Origin of the sequence: Streptomyces sp. NPDC056347 (assembly GCF_042262625.1) — a bacterium.
Taxonomy (GTDB): Bacteria; Actinomycetota; Actinomycetes; order Streptomycetales; family Streptomycetaceae; genus Streptomyces.
In genome coordinates, this window is sequence record NZ_JBHJQP010000163.1 from 1 (window position 1) to 18,094 (window position 18,094).

Genomic DNA, 18,094 nt, shown 5'->3' on the forward strand with positions numbered 1-18,094 from the left:
GGCGCGTGACGCGTCCGCCCGCGGCCGTGGCACCGGTTCGCCCACCGTCGAAGGACCGGCGGACCGTGCGTCTGCCGCGCGGTCCGCGGGGATCCTCAGGCATCCGTAGGGAGACAGTTCATGTACGACTACGACCTCCTGGTCGTGGGTTCGGCCAACGCCGACCTGGTGATCGGGGTGGAGCGGCGGCCCGCGGCCGGGGAGACCGTGCTCGGTTCCGACCTGGTCGTCCACCCGGGCGGGAAGGGCGCGAACCAGGCGGTGGCCGCCGCGCGGCTCGGTGCCCGTACGGCGCTGCTGGCGCGGGTCGGTGACGACGCGCACGGCCGGCTGCTGCTGGACACGCAGGCCGGGGCCGGTGTCGACAGCGCGGGCGTCCTGGTCGGCGGCGCGCCGACCGGGGTCGCGCTGATCACCGTGGATCCGTCCGGGGACAACAGCATCGTGGTGTCGCCGGGCGCCAACGGGCGGCTCACGCCCGAGGACGTCCGTGGCGCGGCCGGCCTGCTGCGCGCCTCCAGGGTGGTCTCGGCGCAGCTGGAGATCCCGCTGGAGACGGTCGTGGAGGTTGTACGGAACCTGCCGGCCGGTGCCCGCTTCGTACTGAATCCCTCGCCGCCCGTCCCGCTGCCCGCCGAGGTGCTGGCGGCGTGCGATCCGCTGATCGTGAACGAGCACGAGGCGCGGGTTCTCACGGGCGGTGATCCGGACGGCTCACCCGAGGACTGGGCGAAGGCCCTCCTCGCTCTCGGCCCCCGCTCGGTCGTGGTGACCCTGGGCGAGCGCGGCGCGCTGGTCGCGACCGGTGGCGAGGCCGCCGTCGGGACGGCCCGGGTGCCGTCGGTGAAGGTCGAAGCGGTCGACACCACCGGTGCGGGCGACGCGTTCACGGCGGCGCTGGCCTGGCGGCTGAGCACGGGCGCGCCGCTCTTTGAGGCGGCGGCGTACGCGGCCCGGGTGGGCGCGGCCGCGGTGACGCGGGCCGGTGCCCAGGAGTCCTATCCGAGTGCCGAGGAGGTCGCGGCGCTGTGAAGAAGTCCGGAATACTCAATCGCCATCTCGCGGGCGCGCTCGCCGAGCTGGGGCACGGCGACGGGGTGCTGGTGTGCGACGCCGGGATGCCGATCCCGGCGGGCCCGCGCGTGGTGGACCTGGCGTTCCGCGCCGGGGTGCCGTCCTTCGCCGAGGTCCTGGACGGCCTCCTCGGCGAGCTGGTGGTGGAGGGTGCGACCGCCGCGCACGAGATCCGCGAGGCGAACCCGGAGGCGTCCGCGCTTCTCGACCGCGGTTTCCCGGATCTCGCCCTGGTCTCGCACGAGAAGCTCAAGGAACTGTCGGCGGGCGCCCGCCTGATCGTCCGTACGGGCGAGGCCCGCCCGTACGCGAACGTGCTGCTGCGCTGCGGCGTCTTCTTCTGATCTGACTCTGCCGGGGATCTTGGAGGGCTGGATGGGGGCCTTTTCGGTCAATGATGCGAATCATGCGGCGTCCAGCCGTGGCACCCCTGCGGGCAGGGTGCTGCGGTTCAGGTGGATTCGGCGATTTGGATCGTGTCGATGCCTTGGTCCATGAAGGTGGCCAGGTTCTGGCCCTCCGCCTCCAGTTCTCGTACTTCGGTCCGGGTGAGCCCGCGCAGGGGGCTGATCGTGAGGCGGCGGTCGCCGGTGGTCCAGGTGGCGGCGACGCGGCCGTCGACGAGGACGGCGCGTTGTCCGGCGACGGAGAGGCCGAGGTGCGGGTCGTCGATGATGCGGCTGCGGTCCTGGTAGCCGAGGATCGCGTTGTCGAAGGCGGGCAGGAAGCGGATCGGCGCGGGGGTGTCGGCGTGTGGGAGGGGTGCGTCGGGCAGGTCGAGGAGCAGGCGGCCGCGTTCGTCGCGGTAGGTGACGAGGTCCCCGCGGAGGGCCTTGACCGCGGCGGGCAGTCCGGCCAGGCCGCTCCAGGCGCGGATGTCCGCGGTGGTGGCGGGGCCGTAGGCGGCGAGATAGCGCAGGACCAGTCGCTGTCCGATCGGATCGTCCGGGTCCGCGGGCAGAGGGGTGATGGACTGGTGCAGCCAGGTGGACAGGGGGAGGTTGTGGACGCCTGCGGTCCTCTTCCACAGTCCTCTGGGGGGCAGTTGGGCCATGGGGATGAGCGCGGCGACGAGAAGTTCGCCCAGCACCCGGCCGGGCGGCGTGGGCCAGCGGTCACGGAGTGCGCCGACGAGTTCGCCCATGGCGCGTGGCTGGTGATCGGCCATCACGGCCCGTCCCGCTGTGCTCAGTTCGTCCAGGTCGATTCCGTTGAGTTCGCTGCGGTAGGTGGACAGGACGCGTTGCCGCAGCATGGCGTCGTGGCGGGGGCGCCAGGCGAGCGCGTCGGTGGCGGCGACGAGGTGGACGGTGCGGCGCATGAGGTGGGTGCGCACAACCTGGCGGCCCACGACCAGGTGGTCCAGGTCGGCCGGGGTGAACGCCCTGACGCGCGACCACAGGCCGGTGAACGGTTCCTGCGGGGCCTGGGCCTGCAGTCCGGCCAGGTGGGACACGGCATCGAGGGCGGTGCAGTCCTCGCGCTCAAGGAGGTACTGGCGGGCGAGGGTGGCCCGGTTGAGGTCGCGCTGGGTCAGGACGCTCATGGGTCTCAGGCTGCCGCACGCTCGGAGCCGGGGCGACGCCGCCGGCCGATGTCGGTAAGGGAGGGCGGCTGGTGGGCCACGTCGAGCGGGCCGATGTCGGTGCCCGGCGGAACGATGTCGTCGATCCGGTCCAGGACGGCGTCGTCGAGCACGGTCGCGGCGCCTGCCAGCAGGTCATCGAGCTGGTCGAGGGTGCGGGGGCCGATGATGGCCGAGGTGACGTCCGGGTGGGCGGTGGCGAAGGCCATGGCCAGGTGGGTGAGCGGCAGGCCGGCCTGTTCGGCGAGGGGGATCAGCTGCTCGACGGCGTCGAGCTTGCGGGGGTCGGTCATGTGCCTGGGGGCCCAGTGCATGCGGGCGTTGCTGCTCGGGGCGTCGTTCTTGCGGTAGCGGCCGGTGAGCAGGCCCATGGCCAGCGGGCTCCACACGAGTACGCCCATGCCGAAGCGACGGGCGACGGGGAGGATCTCGCGCTCGATCGCCCGGTTGAGGACGGAGTAGGCGGGCTGCTCGGTGCGCAGCCGGTGCAGGCCCCGGCGTTCGCTGACCCAGTGAGCCTGCACGATTTCGCTCGCGGGGAGGTTGGTGGAGCCGATTGCGCGTACCTTGCCGGATCGGACCAGGTCGGTGAGGGCGGACAGCGTCTCTTCGATGTCGGTGTGAGGGTCGGGGTGGTGGATCTGGTAGAGGTCGATGTAGTCGGTGTTCAGGCGGCGTAGTGAGCCTTCGACCGCTTTCATGATCCAGCGGCGTGAGCTGCCGCCCTGAAGGGGACCCTCGCCCATGGGGCCGTTGAACTTGGTCGCCAGAACCACGTCCTCGCGGCGGCCGTTGAGGGCGCGGCCGAGGATGTGCTCGGTCTCGCTGTGTCCGTAGACGTCGGCCGTGTCGATGAAGTTGATGCCGCCGTCCAGGGCCCGGTGCACGATGCGGGTGCATGCGTCGTGATCCGGGTTGCCGTTCGGGCCGAACATCATGGTGCCCAGGCAGTAGGTGCTGACTTCGATGCCGGTCCGGCCGAGCTGACGCATGCGCATAACAGGGTCCGCTTCCATGTGGGCCGACTGCCGTCGGCGTGCTGATGGCGAAGACGAGCGGGGCGGGCAGCCGTTGCGGGGTGCCCGCCCCGGGACGGGTCAGCCGTTGTAGGGGGCGGTGACGTCCAGGACCCAGGTCACGCCGAAGCGGTCGGTCAGCATGCCGTACAGCGGGGCCCATGCCGCGGGCTCCAGCGGGCGCAGCACGTTGGAGCCGTCGGCCAGTCGCCGCCACAGGGTGCTGATCTCGTCGGCGTCCTCGCTGCGCACGGACACGAAGAACGGGTTGGCGCCCTGCTCGTACGGCATTGCCGAGGGCACGTCGTAGGCCATGACGTGGAAGCCGTTGTCGGCGATGACCTGGCCCCACATCACCCAGTCCGCCTCGTTCTCGTTCTGAACGTTGCCGGCGTCCTTGTAGGTCACCGCGACGGTGTGCCCGCCGAAGACGGACTGGTAGAAGTCCAGCGCCTCACGGGCCGAGCCGCGGAAGTTCAAGTGCGTGGTGGTGGTAACGGACATGGTCTGCTCCTACCTTGAAATGCGCCGCATGAGGCACATGTGATCGACGGGCGAAATGCCCTTCTCCGGGATCTGTGATCGAGCATGGCACCTGTACAGGACAGGTTGTGTCCTGTACTTGCCGCATGATGGGGGCATGCAGAAAACGTCCTCGCGGCTCCTGGCCCTGCTCTCCCTGCTCCAGGCACGACCGGAGTGGAGCGGAGGCGACCTGGCCGAGCGACTGCAGGTCACCGTGCGCACCGTGCGCCGTGACATCGACCGCCTTCGCGCGCTGGGCTACCCGGTCGCCACGGACAAGGGGCCGGGCGGTGGATACCGTCTGCGTCCCGGATCTCAGATGCCGCCGCTGCTCTTCGATGACGCGCAGGTCATCGCTCTGGCCGTCGCGCTGCAGAGCACCGCCCACCCCGCGATCGCGGAGGACGCCGACCGGGCGCTCGCGACGATCCGGAACGTCCTCCCTCCGCGCCTGCGGCAGCGCGTGGACGCGCTGCACGTCACCACCGTGCGCCCGCCTGGTCCCGGCATCCCACCGGCCCAGGACCTGGATCTGCTCAGCACCGTGGGCACCGCGATCCAGCGCCGTGAAGTACTGCACCTGGACTACACCCCGTACCAGGAGGCCGCCCCACAGCGGCGCTGCGTGGAGCCTCACCACCTCGTGGCCTGGCGCACCCGCTGGTACCTGCTGGCCTGGGATCTCGACCGCGATGACTGGCGCGTCTTCCGCACCGACCGCATGACCGCACGCACGCCGACCGGTCCGCGTTTCACCGTACGTCGGCTGCCTGGCGGGGATGTCTCCACGTTCGTCACCAGCCGGTTCCGGGGCTCCGACGGAACCGAGGCCGCCTGGCCGTGCCGGGGCGAGGCCGTCCTGGACCTCCCCGCCTCGGAAGTCGTACCCCACATCGCCGACGGCATCGTGGAACCGCTCGGGCCCGCGCGATGCCGCGTGATCACGGGATCCTGGTCCTGGACCGCCCTTGCTGCCGGCCTTGGCCGGTTCGACGCGAACCTGCACGTCATCGGCCCGCCAGCCCTCCACGAAGCCTGCGCCGCACTCGCGCGCCGCTACGGCGCCGCCACGACCACCGGGCCTGGCCGGCTGGACGCCCCCAACGGGTGACGGGGCGGACCGTCTCGGGTTCCGAATGCGTCCCGTGGTGCCTTCCGGCCTCGGCACGCGCGTCGAGGTGCCGTCTCCGAAGGGTCGGCCCTTCGGCGCTGGCGGAGCCGTTGCGTGAGGACGTCCTCGTGCGAGCGGGGCCGCTTCGGCGGCTACCCCGACAAATCGCACGAGAGCGCCGGCGTTCGCCGAGTACGGTCCCGCAAGCGCCCCTGAAGTCCTTGACATGCCGGAACCGCATGCCGGACCGGGGCGGATTCGGGTGGCCGTACGGGCGTCCGGCGTCGGCCCCTTCGAGCGCTGCTCCACCGGCCGGAGCAGTGGCGGGCCCGGCCACCCACTACAGCAGGGCCCGCTGGATCTGGTCCTTGGGGACGACGCCTAAAATTCGGAGCATGAACAGGATCACGCCGGCACACGAGGGCCCCACGCCGACGACGACGCCGCGGACCCGCTGGCAGGAGGCGGGCAACAGCGGAAACTTCGGCAAGCGGTTCGCCGAGCTCGTCGCCGCAGGCGAGGACATCGACGGCGAAGCCCGGCTCGCCGACATGCTCCTGCCGCGCGGCGCCCGGGTGCTCGACGCAGGTGCCGGCATGGGCCGGGTCACTGCGGCGCTTCTGCGGCGCGGGCACGACGTGGTCGCGATCGAGCCCGACGAGGTGCTGGTCCGGCAGGCCCGGGAGACCTACCCCGGACTGCCGATCGAGGAACGCGACATCCTCGGCCTCGGCCCTGAGGACGGCCCGTTCGACCTGGTCGTCTGCGTGGGCAACGTCATGGTCTACCTGGCCGAGGGCACCGAACGTGCGGCCCTGCGCGCGATGCGCGCCGTCCTCGGCGGGAACGGCCGGATCCTGGTCGGCTTCCACCTCCAGGACCGGCCGCCGCACGCCCACGCCTACACCGCGGCCGAGTTCGAGGCGGATCTCGAGGCCGCCGGACTCCGCGTCGACCTGCGGGCAGGCACCTACCAGCTGCACCCCGCGAACGAGGCCTACGGCGTCTGGGTCCTGAGTCTCGCCCAGGGCGGGGACGGCAGGTAGATCCGCGGCTCGCGGGTCGGGATGCGCGAGCGGAACCTGCCCGGATCCGCGGCGGCGTGCCGGCACTCCCCGGGGACGCGCATCTCCTACGCGGGCGGGAAACCGTTCAGGGTGATCTTGCCGATCGCCTTGCCGGATTCCAGGACGCGGTGGGCCTCGCGCAGGTTCTGCGCGTTGATCGTGCCGAGATCGGTGGTGGCGGTGGTCGTGAGGATGCCGGCGTCCACCAGGCGGGCGATCTGGTTCAGGACGTACCCCTGAACAGCCCGGTCCGGGGTCCGGTGCAGCGAGCGGGTGAACATGAACTCCCAGTGGAAGGAGATGCTCTTGGACTTCAGCAGCCCGATCTCGACGGGGCCGAAGTCGTCGATCGCGACGATCTGCCCCATGGGCTTGAGCACGTCCGCATAGGCGGCCATGTTCACGTCGGTGCCGGCCGTGCTGAAGACGAAGTCCACACCGTCCGGCGCGATCGCTGCCACCTGAGGGGGCAGGCTCTTGTGGTGATCGACCACATGGGTCGCCCCCATGCGGCGGGCGAACCGGGCCGACTCCGGACGGGACGCGGTGCCGATCACCGTGAGGCCGGTCAGCGCCCGCGCCAGCTGGGCGGCCATCGCGCCCACGCCTCCCGCGGCGGCGGTGACGAGCAGGGTGCCGGAGTTCTTCAGGGCGCCGTCGTGCAGACCGAGGCGCTCGAACAGCCCCTCCCAGGCCGTGAGTCCCGTCGGCCGGGGCCCCTCTTTGCGGGCTCCGGCAGCATGCTGATGAGCGCGCACGACGGTGGAGTCCACGGACACCGCCCAGCCGACGCCTTCGTCCGCGTCGGCCTGGGCCACCAGGGCGGTGAACACCCGCTCCCACGTGCCATCGACGGCCCACATCCGCAGCCGGTTGCAGACACCCCGCCAGTTGCCGTACTTCTCCGGCAGACGCACCCACTGGGTACCGGTCCGGAACTTGAAGGCGATCGCGTCGACCACCTCACGATGGTCCCTCCAGCGGCCACCCCGCTTCGGCGTCCGGTCCGGGAGCAACGGCTCGATCCGCACCCACTGCGCATCAGCCAACGACACATCCAGACCAACAACCAGCTGATCCAAACGAAACTGCCTAGGGTTACGCGTGTCTGCTGGTACGGCGGAGCGGACCGGGAAGGAGTGTCGGTTGCCGAAGCTTCACGTCGTCACCGGCGCGCCGGGGGCCGGAAAGTCCACGCTCCTGCGGCACCTGGGAGCGTACCCATTCGCCAGCGCCGACTTCGATGAGCTGCCGGAGTTGGATGGCAGGCTGCTGGGCATCGACATCACCTCTCCTTCGGCGAGTCCCGTATGGCCCGCCTACAACAGACTCTGGGTAAAGATCGCGACCATGATGCTCCGGGGCGGCGGACCGGTACTGATCCTCTGTCCCTTGACACCGGACGAATGGGCAAGCGCAGCCTTCGGAGACGTCGTGGATCCGCCGCGCGCTACCTGGGCACGCCTCGACTGCGTCGATGCGGACAGACGTGCCCGCCTTGCCGCCCGCGGGTGGGATCGGGATCAGATCGAGGACGCGGTCAAGGACGCCGAAGAACTCCGGTGCGTAGTGAACCAGCAGTTCACCACCACCGGCCGGAGTCCTGCCGAAGTCGCTGCGGCCATAGCCGGCTGGATCACCGACAGCTCGGAGTAACACTTCCCGCAAACGGTCGAGACGTTGGCGGAAGGGAAGTCCGAGGAACAGATCCAGCGTGGCCCATCCAAGGATCCGCTTTCGCGACAGCAGTCGCGCGCCGGGCTTCCGGAGAAGCCTACGCGGGCAGGGGCGGGATCTCGTGCCGGGCAGCGGGAACCGGGTACGGGCGGCGGGCTGTTTCCGGAGGTGTTCGGCGGCGGGCGCAGGTGCTCGTGGTTCCGGACGACGGTCCGGGCGCGGCCGCCGCATCGGCCGGCCGGCACGCCGGACCGCTACTTGTCGGCGTGCTGGCCGACGTAGAACAGCAGCCAGACGAAGGCGGCGAACAGGTGGGTGCCGAAGATGTAGAAGAAGGCGCGCAGTGCGACGCCCTTCTCCTTCTCCTTCTCCTCGTCCCTGACGGCCTTCTTGCCGTGCACCGGCTGCGCGGTGTTCTCGTCGCTCATCGGTTTCTCTCTGCGGTCATCGGTGGGTGGTCAGTGCACGGGGTCTCGAACCGGACCAGGACGGTCTTGCCGGTGTGCCGCGTGGCCGGCTCGCCGGCCGCGAGGGGTACCTCGTCGGCGAACGCGGGCCGGTGGGCGACCCCGGTCTCCGCCGGCCGCTCGGTCACCGCGTCCCTGGCCCGGATCACCGCCCGCGGCCCTGCCGGTGCGGACGTGATGTGCCGCACGCCCGGCCGGGCGTCTTCCGGGGCGGCCGCCGGGCCGCCCCTGCGCCATGGCAGCCGAAACCGGCGGGCGCCCCTCATGACCGGTCGGCTCCGTGCGGAGGTCCTGATCCCCGGCGAGGCAGCTCATTGGACTGCGGGCCAGCCGCTGGTGCGCCATTCCTGTCCTCCTTCGGCCGACGTGTCGGCGCCGGGGTTCACGGCGAGGGCGGCGAGGGCGGCGGTCAGGTCGCGGTGGACCTCGATCGGGGGATGGTCACCGACGGGGACCGGGGGCCCGTCGGCGGGGATCGCGGCCAGGTGGAGGGTCCGGTCGTGGGCGGCCAGTTCGCGTGCGGCGTCCTCGATGGCCAGCCGGCCCTCGGCCGACCAGCCGTGCAGGTCGGCGCAGTCGACGACGACCGGGCCCGTGCCCCGGGCGAGTGTCCAGCCGACGGCCCCGGTGAAGCGGTGCACCGCGTCGCCGCCCAGGTATCCGGCCACCGACAGCACCCCGAGGTCCTGCTCCATGGTGTAACGCCATTCGATCGTCATCGTGGTGGGGACTTCCTTGGCTCGGCGGCGGCTTCAGAGGGGGAGGGTGATCCAGATGCTCTTGCCCGTGCCGTCGGCGTCGGGCCGGGTGACCGCGGTTCCGCCGAGTCGCAGGGTGAGTTCCATGACGGTGCCCAGCCCGCCCGTGCCGGTGCCCGCTTCGTGCAGCGGGGGCCGGTAGGGGTGGTGGTCGTGGACGGCGAAGGCGAGCGTGTCTACGCTTCCCGCGTAGATCACCGTGATGTCCGGTGAGCGGTCGGCTGCGTGCCGGACACTGTTGGTGACCAGTTCGCTCAGGATCAGGAGTGCCGGGCCGACGGTGGGGTGGCGCAGGCTCACTCCCCACTCGGTGAGGGCGAGTTCGGCGGTTTCGCGGGCCATGCGGACGGCCGGGCCGATGGCGGGCACCGTCAGCACATGCCGCCACGGGAGTGTCTCGATCCGCGGGACCATCATGCCTCCCGGTGGACGAGACGGAACCCTGTGACGGTCTGCGGCCGGATGCGCAGGAGCGTGTCGTGCGGGCCGTGGGTCCAGCCGAAGAGCGTCCTGCGGTAGTGGGCGGCCTCGTCCGGGTCGGTGATGATCTCGGCGGGGCCGGTGGCGGTGACCATCCAGCCGGTGCCGCCGGCCTCCTTGATCTCGTCGGCCTGATAGGTGAGGGCGGCGCGTCCGGACAGGGCGGAGGCCTGGACCGGGGCCCGGACGATCAGACGGCCGTGGTCGAGGCGGTGCACCGCAGGGCGGACGGCCGGTACCTCCCGTCGGACGTACACCAGGCGTCCCCGGGCAGCTCCTTCGAGCAGCCACAGGGCCTCGGAACCGGACACCTCCGTCAGGTGGCGCGGTGCGGGGCGGGTCATCGGGCGGGCTCCTGAACGGTGGTTCGCGGCTGCTGGGCGGGAGCGGGTGGCAGGAGCCCGGCGTCCTCCAGGTAGATACGGGCCCCCGTGATCGCTTCGGGCGTGGTGGCGTACTCGCGGCCTTCCGGGCGCAGCAGTGCCAGGGTGCCGGTCGAGTCGAGGGCCTGGCGGTGCTCGGGTCGTATCCCGGAGGCCAGGACGGTGATGCCGCGCCGGTTCAGTTTCTGGACGGCGTCCTTGAGGACGAGGGCGCCGGTGGCGTCGATGGTCGATACCCGCGACATGCGCAGGATGACGACGCGGACGTCGGCGACCTCGGAGAGTTCCAGCAGGAAGCGGTGGGCCGCGGCGAAGAACAGCGGGCCGTCGAGGCGGTAGGCGACGATGTGTTCGGCGAGCAGTGCGTGTTCCTCGTCGCCGTGGTCGCCCTGGTCGCCGGGGTTCAGTGGGATCTCGTCCATGCGGGCCTGCCGTGCGACGGCCCGGAGTGCCAGTGCTCCGGCCACGGCCAGGCCGATGATCACCGCGTACACGAGGTCGAGGGCGAGGGTCGCGATGGCGGTCAGGACGAGGATCAGCGCGTCCGAGCGGGTGGCCTTGGCCATCGCGCGCAGCGAGCCGACCTCGACCATGCGGATCGCGGTGGCCAGCAGCACGCCGGCGAGCGCGGCGAGCGGGATCCTGGAGACCAGCGGGGCGGCGGCGAAGACGATGACCGCGAGGACGGCGGCGTGGGTGAGTGCGGCGAGTCGGGAGGATGCGCCGGTGCGGACGTTGACCGCGGTGCGGGCGATGGCGCCGGTCGCGGGGACACCGCCGAACAGTGGGGCGGCGATGTTCGCCAGGCCCTGCCCGAACAGTTCCTTGTCCGGGTCGTGCTTCTGTCCCACGGTCATGCCGTCCGCCACCTGGGCGGAGAGCAGCGATTCCAGGGCGGCGAGGGCGGCCACCGCGACCGCGGGGGCCAGCAGTGAGCCGAGGGCTTCGGGGTGCAGGAAGGCGAGGGAGGGGGCGGGCAGGCCGGAGGGCAGGGTGCCGATCGGGGCGGCCGCGTCGAGGTGCAGGGCTTGTGCGACGGCCGTGGCGGCGATCACCGCGACGATCGAGAACGGGATCGTCGGCCGCCATCGCGCGCCGAGCAGCATCACCAGCATCACCCCGAGGGCGAGGGCGAGGGCGGTCCAGTTGGGGTCGCGGACGAATTCCTCGACCGCGTGCCAGGCGACCGTCAGGACCTTGTCGCCCTCCGGCTTGTCGGTCCCGAGCGCGTTCGGGACCTGCTGGAGCCCGATAACGCAGGCGATGCCGAGGGTGAAGCCCTCCACCACCGAGGCCGGGATGTAGGCCATGTACCGCCCGGCCCGCAGCAGTGCGAGCGCGATCAGTATCGCTCCGGCGATCAGCCCGACCGTGAGTACGCCGCCGGGTCCGTACCGGGCGACGATCGGTACCAGGACCACGGTCATCGCGCCGGTCGGCCCGGACACCTGGAGGTTGGAGCCGCCGAAGACCGCGGCCAGTGCGCCGGCCACCACCGCGGTCGCCAGTCCGGCCTCGGCGCCGAGGCCGGACGAGACGCCGAAGCCGAGCGCGAGCGGCAGCGCGACGATCGCCACGGTCAGTCCGGCCAGCAGGTCCCTGCGTGGATTGCGGCCCATCGCCGCCAGGTCCGTACGGCTGGGCAGCAGGGAGAGTACCGAGCTTTGGACCCGGCCGATCAAGGTGCTCACTTGGCGGTGTCCTCGGCTTCCCGCAGCTCCTCCAGCAGCTGGTGCTGTCCCGCCAGCATCTGGGTCAGAATCCGGCGCGCGGCCCGCATCAGCTCCGCGACATCCCCGCCGGCGAGTCCGTACACCACCGTTGTCCCTTCCCGCCGGGAGGCCACGATGCCGGAGCGGCGCAGCACGGCGAGCTGTTGGGACAGGGTCGGGGGTTCCACCTCGATCCGCGCGAGCAGTTCGCGTACCGGCGTCGGCCCGTCCTGCAGTAGCTCCAGCACCCGGATCCGCACCGGATGCCCCAGCATCCGGAAGAACTCGGCCTTGGCCTGATACAGCGGGACGGACACGTTCTTTGGAACCTCTCTTCGGCGCGCACGGACGCTGTGCCCGCGGCTGCCTATGGACACAGCCACCACAGCATGTAATGAATTGCAAATTTTCGCAATTCCACTAGCCATAAATATACTGCTCCGGTGACCGAGAACCTTCCCGCATGCCCCCAGTGCTCCAGCGCCTACACCTACGAGATGGGCGCGCTCCTGGTCTGCCCGGAATGCGGGCACGAGTGGCTGCCCGCGTCCGAGGAACCGGGGGACGGCGCCGAGGGGCGTGTCGTCAAGGACGCCGTCGGCAATGTGCTGAACGACGGCGACGCCGTGATCGTCGTCAAGGCCCTCAAGGTCAAGGGCAGCCCGTCGGGCATCAAGGCCGGCACCAAGGTGCGCAGCATCCGTCTGATCGACGGGGTCGACGGCCACGACATCGACTGCAGGATCGATGGCTTCGGCGCCATGCAGCTCAAGTCCGGAGTCGTCAGGAAGGCCTGACCCCGAGGCCTGTGCGGATGCCGGTCCCCGCGCGCGTCCGGCGGTTCCGGGGCAGGTTCGCGCGGTAGCGCCAGGGGCCGGAGGTCCGGTGGTCGTGCTCCGGGAACACGTCGAGCGGTCCGACCCGTTCGTATGCCTCCTCGGTGCGCGGGTGGTCGCGGCGGGCCGGTGCCCAGGCCGCCTCCAGGCGCATATCCGCGTCGTCCTCATCGAGGAGTGCCAGGAAGGCGTCCAGAACCGGGGCGCTTCGGTCGTCATGGCCGGAGAGGGACTGTACGGCGCAGTGCCGCACCCAGAGGCTCTCGTCACGGATCAATACGAGCAGAGCGTCCCGGACGGCCAGGCTCCGTGACTCCGGTCCGGCGGCGCGGTTCGGGGCGACGGTCGTCCGGTCGAAGCGGCGCCCGAAGCCACCTCTTATGGCTTCGGGCGCCGTTTTCGTGGTGCAGCGTCAGACGTGGGTTGGTGCGATGCGACGCCGCACCGCGACCATCAGGCCGGAGGCGTAGCAGGTGCCCCCAGATGAGTGGAGCTGGGAGTCCGGGGCCATGTGGGGTCAGCAGCCAGCGGTCACGTTCCCGCAATAGATCCACCCGTAGCTGGCCTCGGGGGTCCGAACCGCGTACCACTTATTGCCGTAGCTGTTCCGGGCCGACCCGAGCACGACAAGAATCTCGCCCCAAGGGCTGTAGACGACAGGGGCAGACGCCCCATAGATGTCCTGCCTGACGTAACCGCCCGAGGACACTGTGGTCTCGACATTCGCTACCGAAGTGGCGGCGGTGATCGGTGCGGCTGTCGTTGTGTTCGTGCCGATGGGCGCGGATGCCGCCTGCGCAGCGGTGGTGAGACCACCGGTCAGCAGGACGGCTCCCGCCACGGCACTGGTGAGTGCAAGTCGAGTACGCATGTCTCTCCCTCAAGGCCGAAATGTTGCTGTCGCCGAGCGTTCGGAGATCCGGACGCTCTCGATGCGGCCTGCTCACCCGATGCGGCTTCAGGTCCGGCCCGCTGCGTCGAGAGCGACTCATCGACGCAGCGGGCCGCACCGTGGCGACCGCTTGGCCAGGCAGGCACCGCACAGACTGCTGACCATCAGCGGGTGAAACAACGAGAGCCGACTGTCCCGGACGTTCGGCGACTGTCCGGACTGGTCCGGGCCTCGTCCGGATCGCGTCCCGGACAGGGTGTGCGCAGCAAATGCCGGATTCAATGCGGTGGAGCCCCTGTCGTGATCACCGCGACCCGCGGCGGCGACCGAGTGGATTCACTGGCGGTCCGGCACCGCACAGGTGCTGCCCCGACTCATCGCCCGTCGCGTCCGGGGCCCGCGCGGGCGAAGGCCCGGCCCCGCCGGCAGGACCCGTGCCGGTACAGGTACACGGCGGGCAAGCAGCCGCTGCCGGATCCCGCGTGCATGTCCCGGCCGAGTTCCGGGAGCGGGCGAACCGCACACGAGTCTTCGGCTCAAGTCACTGGCCGGCGCAAGTCACTGGCCGGCGCAGGTCACTGGCCGGCGCAGGTCAGGTCCTTCGCGGGCAGTCGTCCCGTGGTCAGGTACCGCGTGACGTCGGTGTCCGCGCAGGACGGTCCGGCCACCACCACGCCGTGGCCCTCACCGCCGGCCACGGTGACCATCCGCGCACTGTGCAGCGCCCGTCGCATGCCTTGCGCCATGGACAGCGTCGCCTGCGGGTCCCACTGGTTCTGCACGATCAGCGCGTTGACGTCGTTGCTCACCACGGTGACCGGCTCCCTTGCCGTCGACTTCCAGAACGCGCACGGCCGAATGGTGGCCCCCAGGTCTCCGGCCAGCGGGTACTTGGCCCGGTCGCGGATCACGTCCCGGCGGTACTGCTCGGGGTTGCGCGGCCAGCTGCGGGTGTCGCCGCAGAAGGCGGCCCAGGTGACGGCGGACTGGTTGTCGGCAGGAACGTCCGCAGCGAACGCCCCCGCGTCGGCGGACCGGGCCGGGGCCGAGCCGGGGACAGCCGGTTCAGCCGACGCGGTCGGCGCGGGCGGCGCGGTCGGCGCGGGCGGCGCGGGCGGCGCGGGCGGTCCGCCTGCGGCCGAAGCCTTCAACGCGACGATCCACGGGGTGACGGTCTTGACGCCGACGAACGCACCGTACTGGGAACGGATGGCGCCGCCGCTGAGCGCCCCACCGGTTGTCGGGACGGGTGTGCGGTCGGCGCGGGCGACAAGTTCCCAGTACGTACTCCGGACTTTCGCTGGAGTCGGCCCCAGGCCGTAGGTGGCGTTGCGGGCGGCGGCCCACTCGGTCCAGCGGGTGAAGGCGAGTTCGGCCCCGGCCGACCATCCCCGGAACGTCCCTCGCCACGCGAGCGTCGGATCGAGGGCGCTGTCGAGCACGAACCGGTCCGAGCGCCGGGGGAACATCTGTGTGTAGACAGCGCCCAGGTAGGTGCCGTACGAGTACCCGAAGTAGGAGATCTTCTTCTCCCCCAGTGCCGCTCGGACGACGTCCATGTCCCGTGCCGTGTTGCGGGTGGTGATGTGCGGCAGCATGTCGCCCGCCTTGGCCCAGCACTTGTCGGCCACCGTCCGGGCCAGAGCCACGTCCTTCGCGAACGTCCGTGCGGTGTAGGGGTGCTGGACGGCCTGTTCGTCGGCCGTCAGACCGCAGCTGATCGGCGCGCTCCGCCCGACCCCGCGCGGGTCGAAGCCGACCAGGTCGAACCTCTCCCGTACCTCCGCCGACAGCAGCGGCTCGATCTCCACGGGCATGGTCAGCCCCGGAACGCCCGGTCCCCCGGGATTCGTCAGCAGCACGCCGTGCCGCTCCTTCGCGTCCCTCGCCTTCACCCGCGATATCGCGAGGTCGATCTTCCGGCCCCCGGGGTCGCTGTAGTCCAGCGGCACCTTGACCGTCGCGCACTCGAACGTCGTCGGCCCGCCCGTATCGCAGCGCACCCAACGGAGTTTCTGCTGCGTGTACTGCTGGAGCGGGTCCCCCGCCGCGAACGCCGTCACGGGGGTGAGCGCTGCCATCAGCGTCGTCACCGTGCCGACCGTGAGTACGGAAATCGTTCGGGCGCCTCGTAGAGCCATGCCAGTCCTCTGTGCAGAATCAGTGTCTCGAATTGCCTCCAGTCTCTGTTCCGCCCCACTCGTACCCCGTACGGCGCGGGAATGGACTCGTGATCCAACTAGCGGTGTAGGACGGGCACACCGACGTCCTGCTGGAGTCCTGCTCCGTGTCGTTCATCAATCAGGGTGGACGGCCGTCCGGCCGTCTGCCGGCAGTCGTGCCCATCGGCGCACCGGCCCGCAGCGCTGTGACGGCATGGGGGCGCAGCGCCGACGGCGCGGCCCGTCGTCGTGCCGTCGGTGTCCGGACGGGGACGGCTCAACACGATTGCCTTGCACCGGCACCCGCCGGCCGGGTGACGACGCCGATCTCGTTGCGCGCCAATCCGGCCGGGCTGTCGTTCTTGGCAGCCGCACAAACCGGCGGAGGGAGCCCAACAACGTTGCCGTTCCGGTCGGTTGTCACCTTGGCATCGTCCGCACCCACCTGCGGAAAGCGTCTCCGGCGCGATCGGCCTGGAGCGTTTGCATCGGTTCGGCCGTGTCGCGGGTGGTGGTGCAGTTGTCGGCAGCGAGGCTCCTCGGGAGCGACAGTGGCGGACCGGTCCGGCCCGTCGGCCCACTCGGCGCGGCCTTCCTGTCTTACGGCTCTGTCGAGCCAGCGTGCGGATCTCCTGCCCCCTAGGGGTTGGAGGGGGGCACCCGACCGAGTCGGCCGTTCGCTCGTGGTCTGCGTGAGCAGGTTCGGTTCCCTCGCCCCGGTCCACGGGGCTGGGTCCTGTGGGTTCGTCATCTCCTTTTGGCTCGTGCGTGGGCGGGGTCGAGAACCACGCGGGCCGGGTCGAGCAGGCCGTACTCGTCGATGCGGTCGATTACCGCCTCGTGCGGTCGGCCCCGGACGTCGGCCCTGGACCAGATACGGCGGCAGGGCCCTCCATGCACACTCGCTCACCAGCACGTAGATGATCGCGGCGAACAGGGGCTCATCGGGTGCCTCCTGCGCCCCCGCTCTGCGGACGCACTCCCGACGACGGAATCGGCGGCCCGACGAGCGATCACCGCATAGGACAAAGTCCAAGGACCGAATTGAAACGGGGTGCCGGATCGTGTGTCGTAGAGTGGCTGCACCACTGAACCGGCGTGGGAGCGATGATGAGGCGGGCGAACGCATGCGGGCCGGTGCACACCGGTTTTCGCGCTGTTCTGTCCCTGCTCGTGGCCGTTGTCGCCCTGCTGTGCGTGTTCGGCCACGTCCAGCGTGACGGTTCGCTCCCCCGGACATCTGCCGCGGAGTTCACCCAGCCCTCCGCCTTCCTCGAAGCGTCGTCCGGAATGTCCGCGCCGTGCGGCAAGAAGGCCCTTGCCGGTCAGACTCCGCAGCGGGCCGAGAACACTTCGCAGGTATCCGACTGCTCCGGTTGCCCGACGTCCCGGGCCGGAGCGGTGACGTTCCATGAGCCGTGCTCCGGCACGTACTCGGCAGGCCCCGCCCCGCCGCCTCCTCCATCGCTTCTCTCCGTTCTGCGGATTTAGACCGGCCCGTCGGCCGTGCCCCTGAATCCTCCAGAACGGAGTCATCTCACATGTCCCTTTCCCCGCGCTCATGGAGCCGGGCCGGTGCGGCACTGCGTGGTTGGCGGACCCGGCAGTGGACGGTGGCGGGCCTCGGTGCCCTGGCCACCGCGATCCTGGTCGGCGCGCCCACCGACGTGGTGCCCAACCCCCTGTTCGGCCGGTCCGTCCCCGTGCAGTGGTGGAACTACCCGGCCCTCGTCGTCACGGCGGCGCTGGCGGGCATCGTCCTGAGCACCTATGTGCGGCAGTCTTCCCCGCCCGGGGCCACACCGGCCCGCGACGGCAGTCGCCTGGGAGCGGCCGGAGGTGTGTTGTCCTTCTTCGCCGTCGGCTGCCCGGTGTGCAACAAGCTCGTTCTCGTGCTTCTCGGCGCCTCCGGCGCCATGAGCTATTGGGCTCCCCTGCAGCCCCTGCTGGCGGTGCTTTCCGTGGGCCTGCTGGCGGAGGCGGCGCTGCGCCGCCTGTCCCTCCAGACCGTGTGCCCGGTCACGGCTTCCGCCTGATCCGCGGCTCGGTTCTGCTCCTTTCCTTCTTCCTCACATCTGAGGTGTGCCATGGCTTCATCCACCCCTTCTTCCGCCCGCCGTCCCCGCAAACGGACCGCTGCGATTGCCGCGGCGCTCGTCGCGGCCGCGGCGATCGCCGGACTCGCCTTCTCGCTGGACGGCTCGGCTCCCGGCGACAAACCGGGGACCAGGTCCCCGGGCCCCCCCCGAACTGCCCACCCCGGGCCCGCCGCTGAGAGCCGGCGCGCCCCTGGGCGCCCGACCCCCCACGACGCCCCGGCCCGCCGACCCGGCGACGCCCCCGGCGTGA

The 18,094-nt window shown here is 71.0% G+C and carries 20 protein-coding genes and 2 pseudogenes; 8 read left to right on the plus strand and 14 right to left on the minus strand.

The annotated features are described in order from the left end of the window. Positions 1-120 precede the first annotated feature (120 nt). Positions 121-1,032, plus strand: a complete 912-nt coding sequence (locus ACFCV8_RS28870; protein ID WP_376688404.1) for a ribokinase — start codon at positions 121-123, stop codon at positions 1,030-1,032. After that, positions 1,029-1,418 (plus strand): D-ribose pyranase, encoded by a 390-nt coding sequence (gene rbsD, locus ACFCV8_RS28875; protein WP_376688405.1) that lies wholly within the window; start codon positions 1,029-1,031, stop codon positions 1,416-1,418. Before ACFCV8_RS28870 ends, rbsD begins: the two co-directional genes overlap by 4 nt. A gap of 107 nt (positions 1,419-1,525) precedes the next feature. Here the strand turns inward: rbsD and ACFCV8_RS28880 are convergent, their stop codons facing one another. The 3 genes from ACFCV8_RS28880 to ACFCV8_RS28890 all read right to left on the minus strand — a co-directional run bounded on the left by ACFCV8_RS28880 (position 1,526) and on the right by ACFCV8_RS28890 (position 4,179). Continuing rightward, on the minus strand, positions 1,526-2,620 hold the full coding sequence (locus ACFCV8_RS28880; protein ID WP_376688406.1) for a winged helix DNA-binding domain-containing protein: 1,095 nt from the start codon (positions 2,618-2,620) through the stop codon (positions 1,526-1,528). A 5-nt stretch (positions 2,621-2,625) separates the two neighbouring features. Further along, entirely contained in the window at positions 2,626-3,657 is a 1,032-nt protein-coding gene (locus tag ACFCV8_RS28885; protein ID WP_376688407.1) for an aldo/keto reductase, read from the minus strand. A 99-nt stretch (positions 3,658-3,756) separates the two neighbouring features. After that, entirely contained in the window at positions 3,757-4,179 is a 423-nt protein-coding gene (locus ACFCV8_RS28890; protein WP_376688408.1) for a VOC family protein, read from the minus strand. A 136-nt stretch (positions 4,180-4,315) separates the two neighbouring features. Here ACFCV8_RS28890 and ACFCV8_RS28895 point away from each other — a divergent pair, with 136 nt between their 5' ends. From ACFCV8_RS28895 to ACFCV8_RS28905, 3 genes and pseudogenes are all read left to right on the plus strand, one after another. Then, entirely contained in the window at positions 4,316-5,311 is a 996-nt protein-coding gene (locus ACFCV8_RS28895; protein ID WP_376688409.1) for a helix-turn-helix transcriptional regulator, read from the plus strand. 172 nt (positions 5,312-5,483) lie between these two features. Further along, a pseudogene (locus tag ACFCV8_RS28900) lies at positions 5,484-5,603 on the plus strand (NADP-dependent oxidoreductase); the annotation flags it as partial. Positions 5,604-5,706: 103 nt separating this feature from the next. Next, positions 5,707-6,357 (plus strand): class I SAM-dependent methyltransferase, encoded by a 651-nt coding sequence (locus tag ACFCV8_RS28905; protein ID WP_376688410.1) that lies wholly within the window; start codon positions 5,707-5,709, stop codon positions 6,355-6,357. Positions 6,358-6,443: 86 nt separating this feature from the next. Here the strand turns inward: ACFCV8_RS28905 and ACFCV8_RS28910 are convergent, their stop codons facing one another. Further along, a complete protein-coding gene (locus ACFCV8_RS28910; RefSeq protein WP_376688411.1) occupies positions 6,444-7,427 on the minus strand; it encodes an IS5 family transposase in 984 nt (327 codons plus the stop codon). Positions 7,428-7,524: 97 nt separating this feature from the next. Between ACFCV8_RS28910 and ACFCV8_RS28915 the strand changes: the two genes are divergently transcribed. Then, positions 7,525-8,034 carry a hypothetical protein gene (locus ACFCV8_RS28915; protein ID WP_376688412.1) on the plus strand — a complete coding sequence of 170 codons (510 nt, stop codon included), beginning with the start codon at positions 7,525-7,527 and terminating at the stop codon, positions 8,032-8,034. Between the two features lie 275 nt (positions 8,035-8,309). On the opposite strand, the gene ACFCV8_RS28920 is transcribed toward ACFCV8_RS28915, so the two are convergent. From ACFCV8_RS28920 to ACFCV8_RS28945, 6 genes are all read right to left on the minus strand, one after another. Next, on the minus strand, positions 8,310-8,483 hold the full coding sequence (locus ACFCV8_RS28920) for a DUF6126 family protein (protein ID WP_376688413.1): 174 nt from the start codon (positions 8,481-8,483) through the stop codon (positions 8,310-8,312). 350 nt (positions 8,484-8,833) lie between these two features. Beyond that, positions 8,834-9,241 (minus strand): anti-sigma factor antagonist, encoded by a 408-nt coding sequence (locus tag ACFCV8_RS28925; protein WP_376688414.1) that lies wholly within the window; start codon positions 9,239-9,241, stop codon positions 8,834-8,836. Between the two features lie 33 nt (positions 9,242-9,274). After that, the gene (locus ACFCV8_RS28930) at positions 9,275-9,694 is read right to left on the minus strand and encodes an ATP-binding protein (protein WP_376688422.1); all 420 of its coding nucleotides are present in this window, start codon (positions 9,692-9,694) and stop codon (positions 9,275-9,277) included. Then, positions 9,694-10,104 (minus strand): pyridoxamine 5'-phosphate oxidase family protein, encoded by a 411-nt coding sequence (locus ACFCV8_RS28935; protein ID WP_376688415.1) that lies wholly within the window; start codon positions 10,102-10,104, stop codon positions 9,694-9,696. Before ACFCV8_RS28935 ends, ACFCV8_RS28930 begins: the two co-directional genes overlap by 1 nt. Further along, positions 10,101-11,762, minus strand: a complete 1,662-nt coding sequence (locus ACFCV8_RS28940; RefSeq protein WP_376688423.1) for a SulP family inorganic anion transporter — start codon at positions 11,760-11,762, stop codon at positions 10,101-10,103. The genes ACFCV8_RS28935 and ACFCV8_RS28940 overlap by 4 nt, the downstream gene beginning before the upstream one ends. A 68-nt stretch (positions 11,763-11,830) precedes the next feature. Then, positions 11,831-12,172 carry an ArsR/SmtB family transcription factor gene (locus tag ACFCV8_RS28945; protein ID WP_376688416.1) on the minus strand — a complete coding sequence of 114 codons (342 nt, stop codon included), beginning with the start codon at positions 12,170-12,172 and terminating at the stop codon, positions 11,831-11,833. A 126-nt stretch (positions 12,173-12,298) separates the two neighbouring features. Here ACFCV8_RS28945 and ACFCV8_RS28950 point away from each other — a divergent pair, with 126 nt between their 5' ends. Next, positions 12,299-12,652, plus strand: a complete 354-nt coding sequence (locus tag ACFCV8_RS28950; protein ID WP_376688417.1) for a zinc ribbon domain-containing protein YjdM — start codon at positions 12,299-12,301, stop codon at positions 12,650-12,652. On the opposite strand, the gene ACFCV8_RS28955 is transcribed toward ACFCV8_RS28950, so the two are convergent. The 4 genes and pseudogenes from ACFCV8_RS28955 to ACFCV8_RS28970 form a co-directional block, all read right to left on the minus strand. Then, on the minus strand, positions 12,639-12,968 hold the full coding sequence (locus ACFCV8_RS28955) for a hypothetical protein (protein ID WP_376688418.1): 330 nt from the start codon (positions 12,966-12,968) through the stop codon (positions 12,639-12,641). The two genes, ACFCV8_RS28950 and ACFCV8_RS28955, sit on opposite strands and share 14 nt — an antisense overlap. A 240-nt stretch (positions 12,969-13,208) precedes the next feature. Continuing rightward, complete coding sequence (locus ACFCV8_RS28960) at positions 13,209-13,562, minus strand: hypothetical protein (protein WP_376688419.1); 354 nt, start codon at positions 13,560-13,562, stop codon at positions 13,209-13,211. Between the two features lie 596 nt (positions 13,563-14,158). Beyond that, positions 14,159-15,676: an alpha/beta hydrolase gene (locus ACFCV8_RS28965; RefSeq protein ID WP_376688420.1), complete on the minus strand. Its 1,518-nt coding sequence runs from the start codon at positions 15,674-15,676 to the stop codon at positions 14,159-14,161. A gap of 761 nt (positions 15,677-16,437) precedes the next feature. Then, positions 16,438-16,746, minus strand: a pseudogene (locus tag ACFCV8_RS28970) (IS5/IS1182 family transposase); the annotation flags it as partial. Between the two features lie 540 nt (positions 16,747-17,286). Between ACFCV8_RS28970 and ACFCV8_RS28975 the strand changes: the two are divergent. Beyond that, positions 17,287-17,781 (plus strand): hypothetical protein, encoded by a 495-nt coding sequence (locus ACFCV8_RS28975; protein ID WP_376688421.1) that lies wholly within the window; start codon positions 17,287-17,289, stop codon positions 17,779-17,781. Positions 17,782-18,094: the final 313 nt, after the last annotated feature.

Excerpts from the sequence above, each read along its gene's own strand:
- ACFCV8_RS28885 (WP_376688407.1), bottom strand. The coding sequence starts at position 3,657 with ATGCGCATGCGTCAGCTCGGCCGGACCGGCATCGAAGTCAGCACCTAC.
- ACFCV8_RS28905 (WP_376688410.1), top strand. The coding sequence starts at position 5,707 with ATGAACAGGATCACGCCGGCACACGAGGGCCCCACGCCGACGACGACG.
- ACFCV8_RS28920 (WP_376688413.1), bottom strand. The coding sequence starts at position 8,483 with ATGAGCGACGAGAACACCGCGCAGCCGGTGCACGGCAAGAAGGCCGTC.
- ACFCV8_RS28975 (WP_376688421.1), top strand. The coding sequence starts at position 17,287 with ATGTCCCTTTCCCCGCGCTCATGGAGCCGGGCCGGTGCGGCACTGCGT.
- ACFCV8_RS28925 (WP_376688414.1), bottom strand. The coding sequence starts at position 9,241 with ATGACGATCGAATGGCGTTACACCATGGAGCAGGACCTCGGGGTGCTG.
- ACFCV8_RS28940 (WP_376688423.1), bottom strand. The coding sequence starts at position 11,762 with ATGGGCCGCAATCCACGCAGGGACCTGCTGGCCGGACTGACCGTGGCG.
- ACFCV8_RS28880 (WP_376688406.1), bottom strand. The coding sequence starts at position 2,620 with ATGAGCGTCCTGACCCAGCGCGACCTCAACCGGGCCACCCTCGCCCGC.
- ACFCV8_RS28935 (WP_376688415.1), bottom strand. The coding sequence starts at position 10,104 with ATGACCCGCCCCGCACCGCGCCACCTGACGGAGGTGTCCGGTTCCGAG.
- ACFCV8_RS28960 (WP_376688419.1), bottom strand. The coding sequence starts at position 13,562 with ATGCGTACTCGACTTGCACTCACCAGTGCCGTGGCGGGAGCCGTCCTG.
- ACFCV8_RS28870 (WP_376688404.1), top strand. The coding sequence starts at position 121 with ATGTACGACTACGACCTCCTGGTCGTGGGTTCGGCCAACGCCGACCTG.
- ACFCV8_RS28930 (WP_376688422.1), bottom strand. The coding sequence starts at position 9,694 with ATGGTCCCGCGGATCGAGACACTCCCGTGGCGGCATGTGCTGACGGTG.
- ACFCV8_RS28890 (WP_376688408.1), bottom strand. The coding sequence starts at position 4,179 with ATGTCCGTTACCACCACCACGCACTTGAACTTCCGCGGCTCGGCCCGT.
- ACFCV8_RS28895 (WP_376688409.1), top strand. The coding sequence starts at position 4,316 with ATGCAGAAAACGTCCTCGCGGCTCCTGGCCCTGCTCTCCCTGCTCCAG.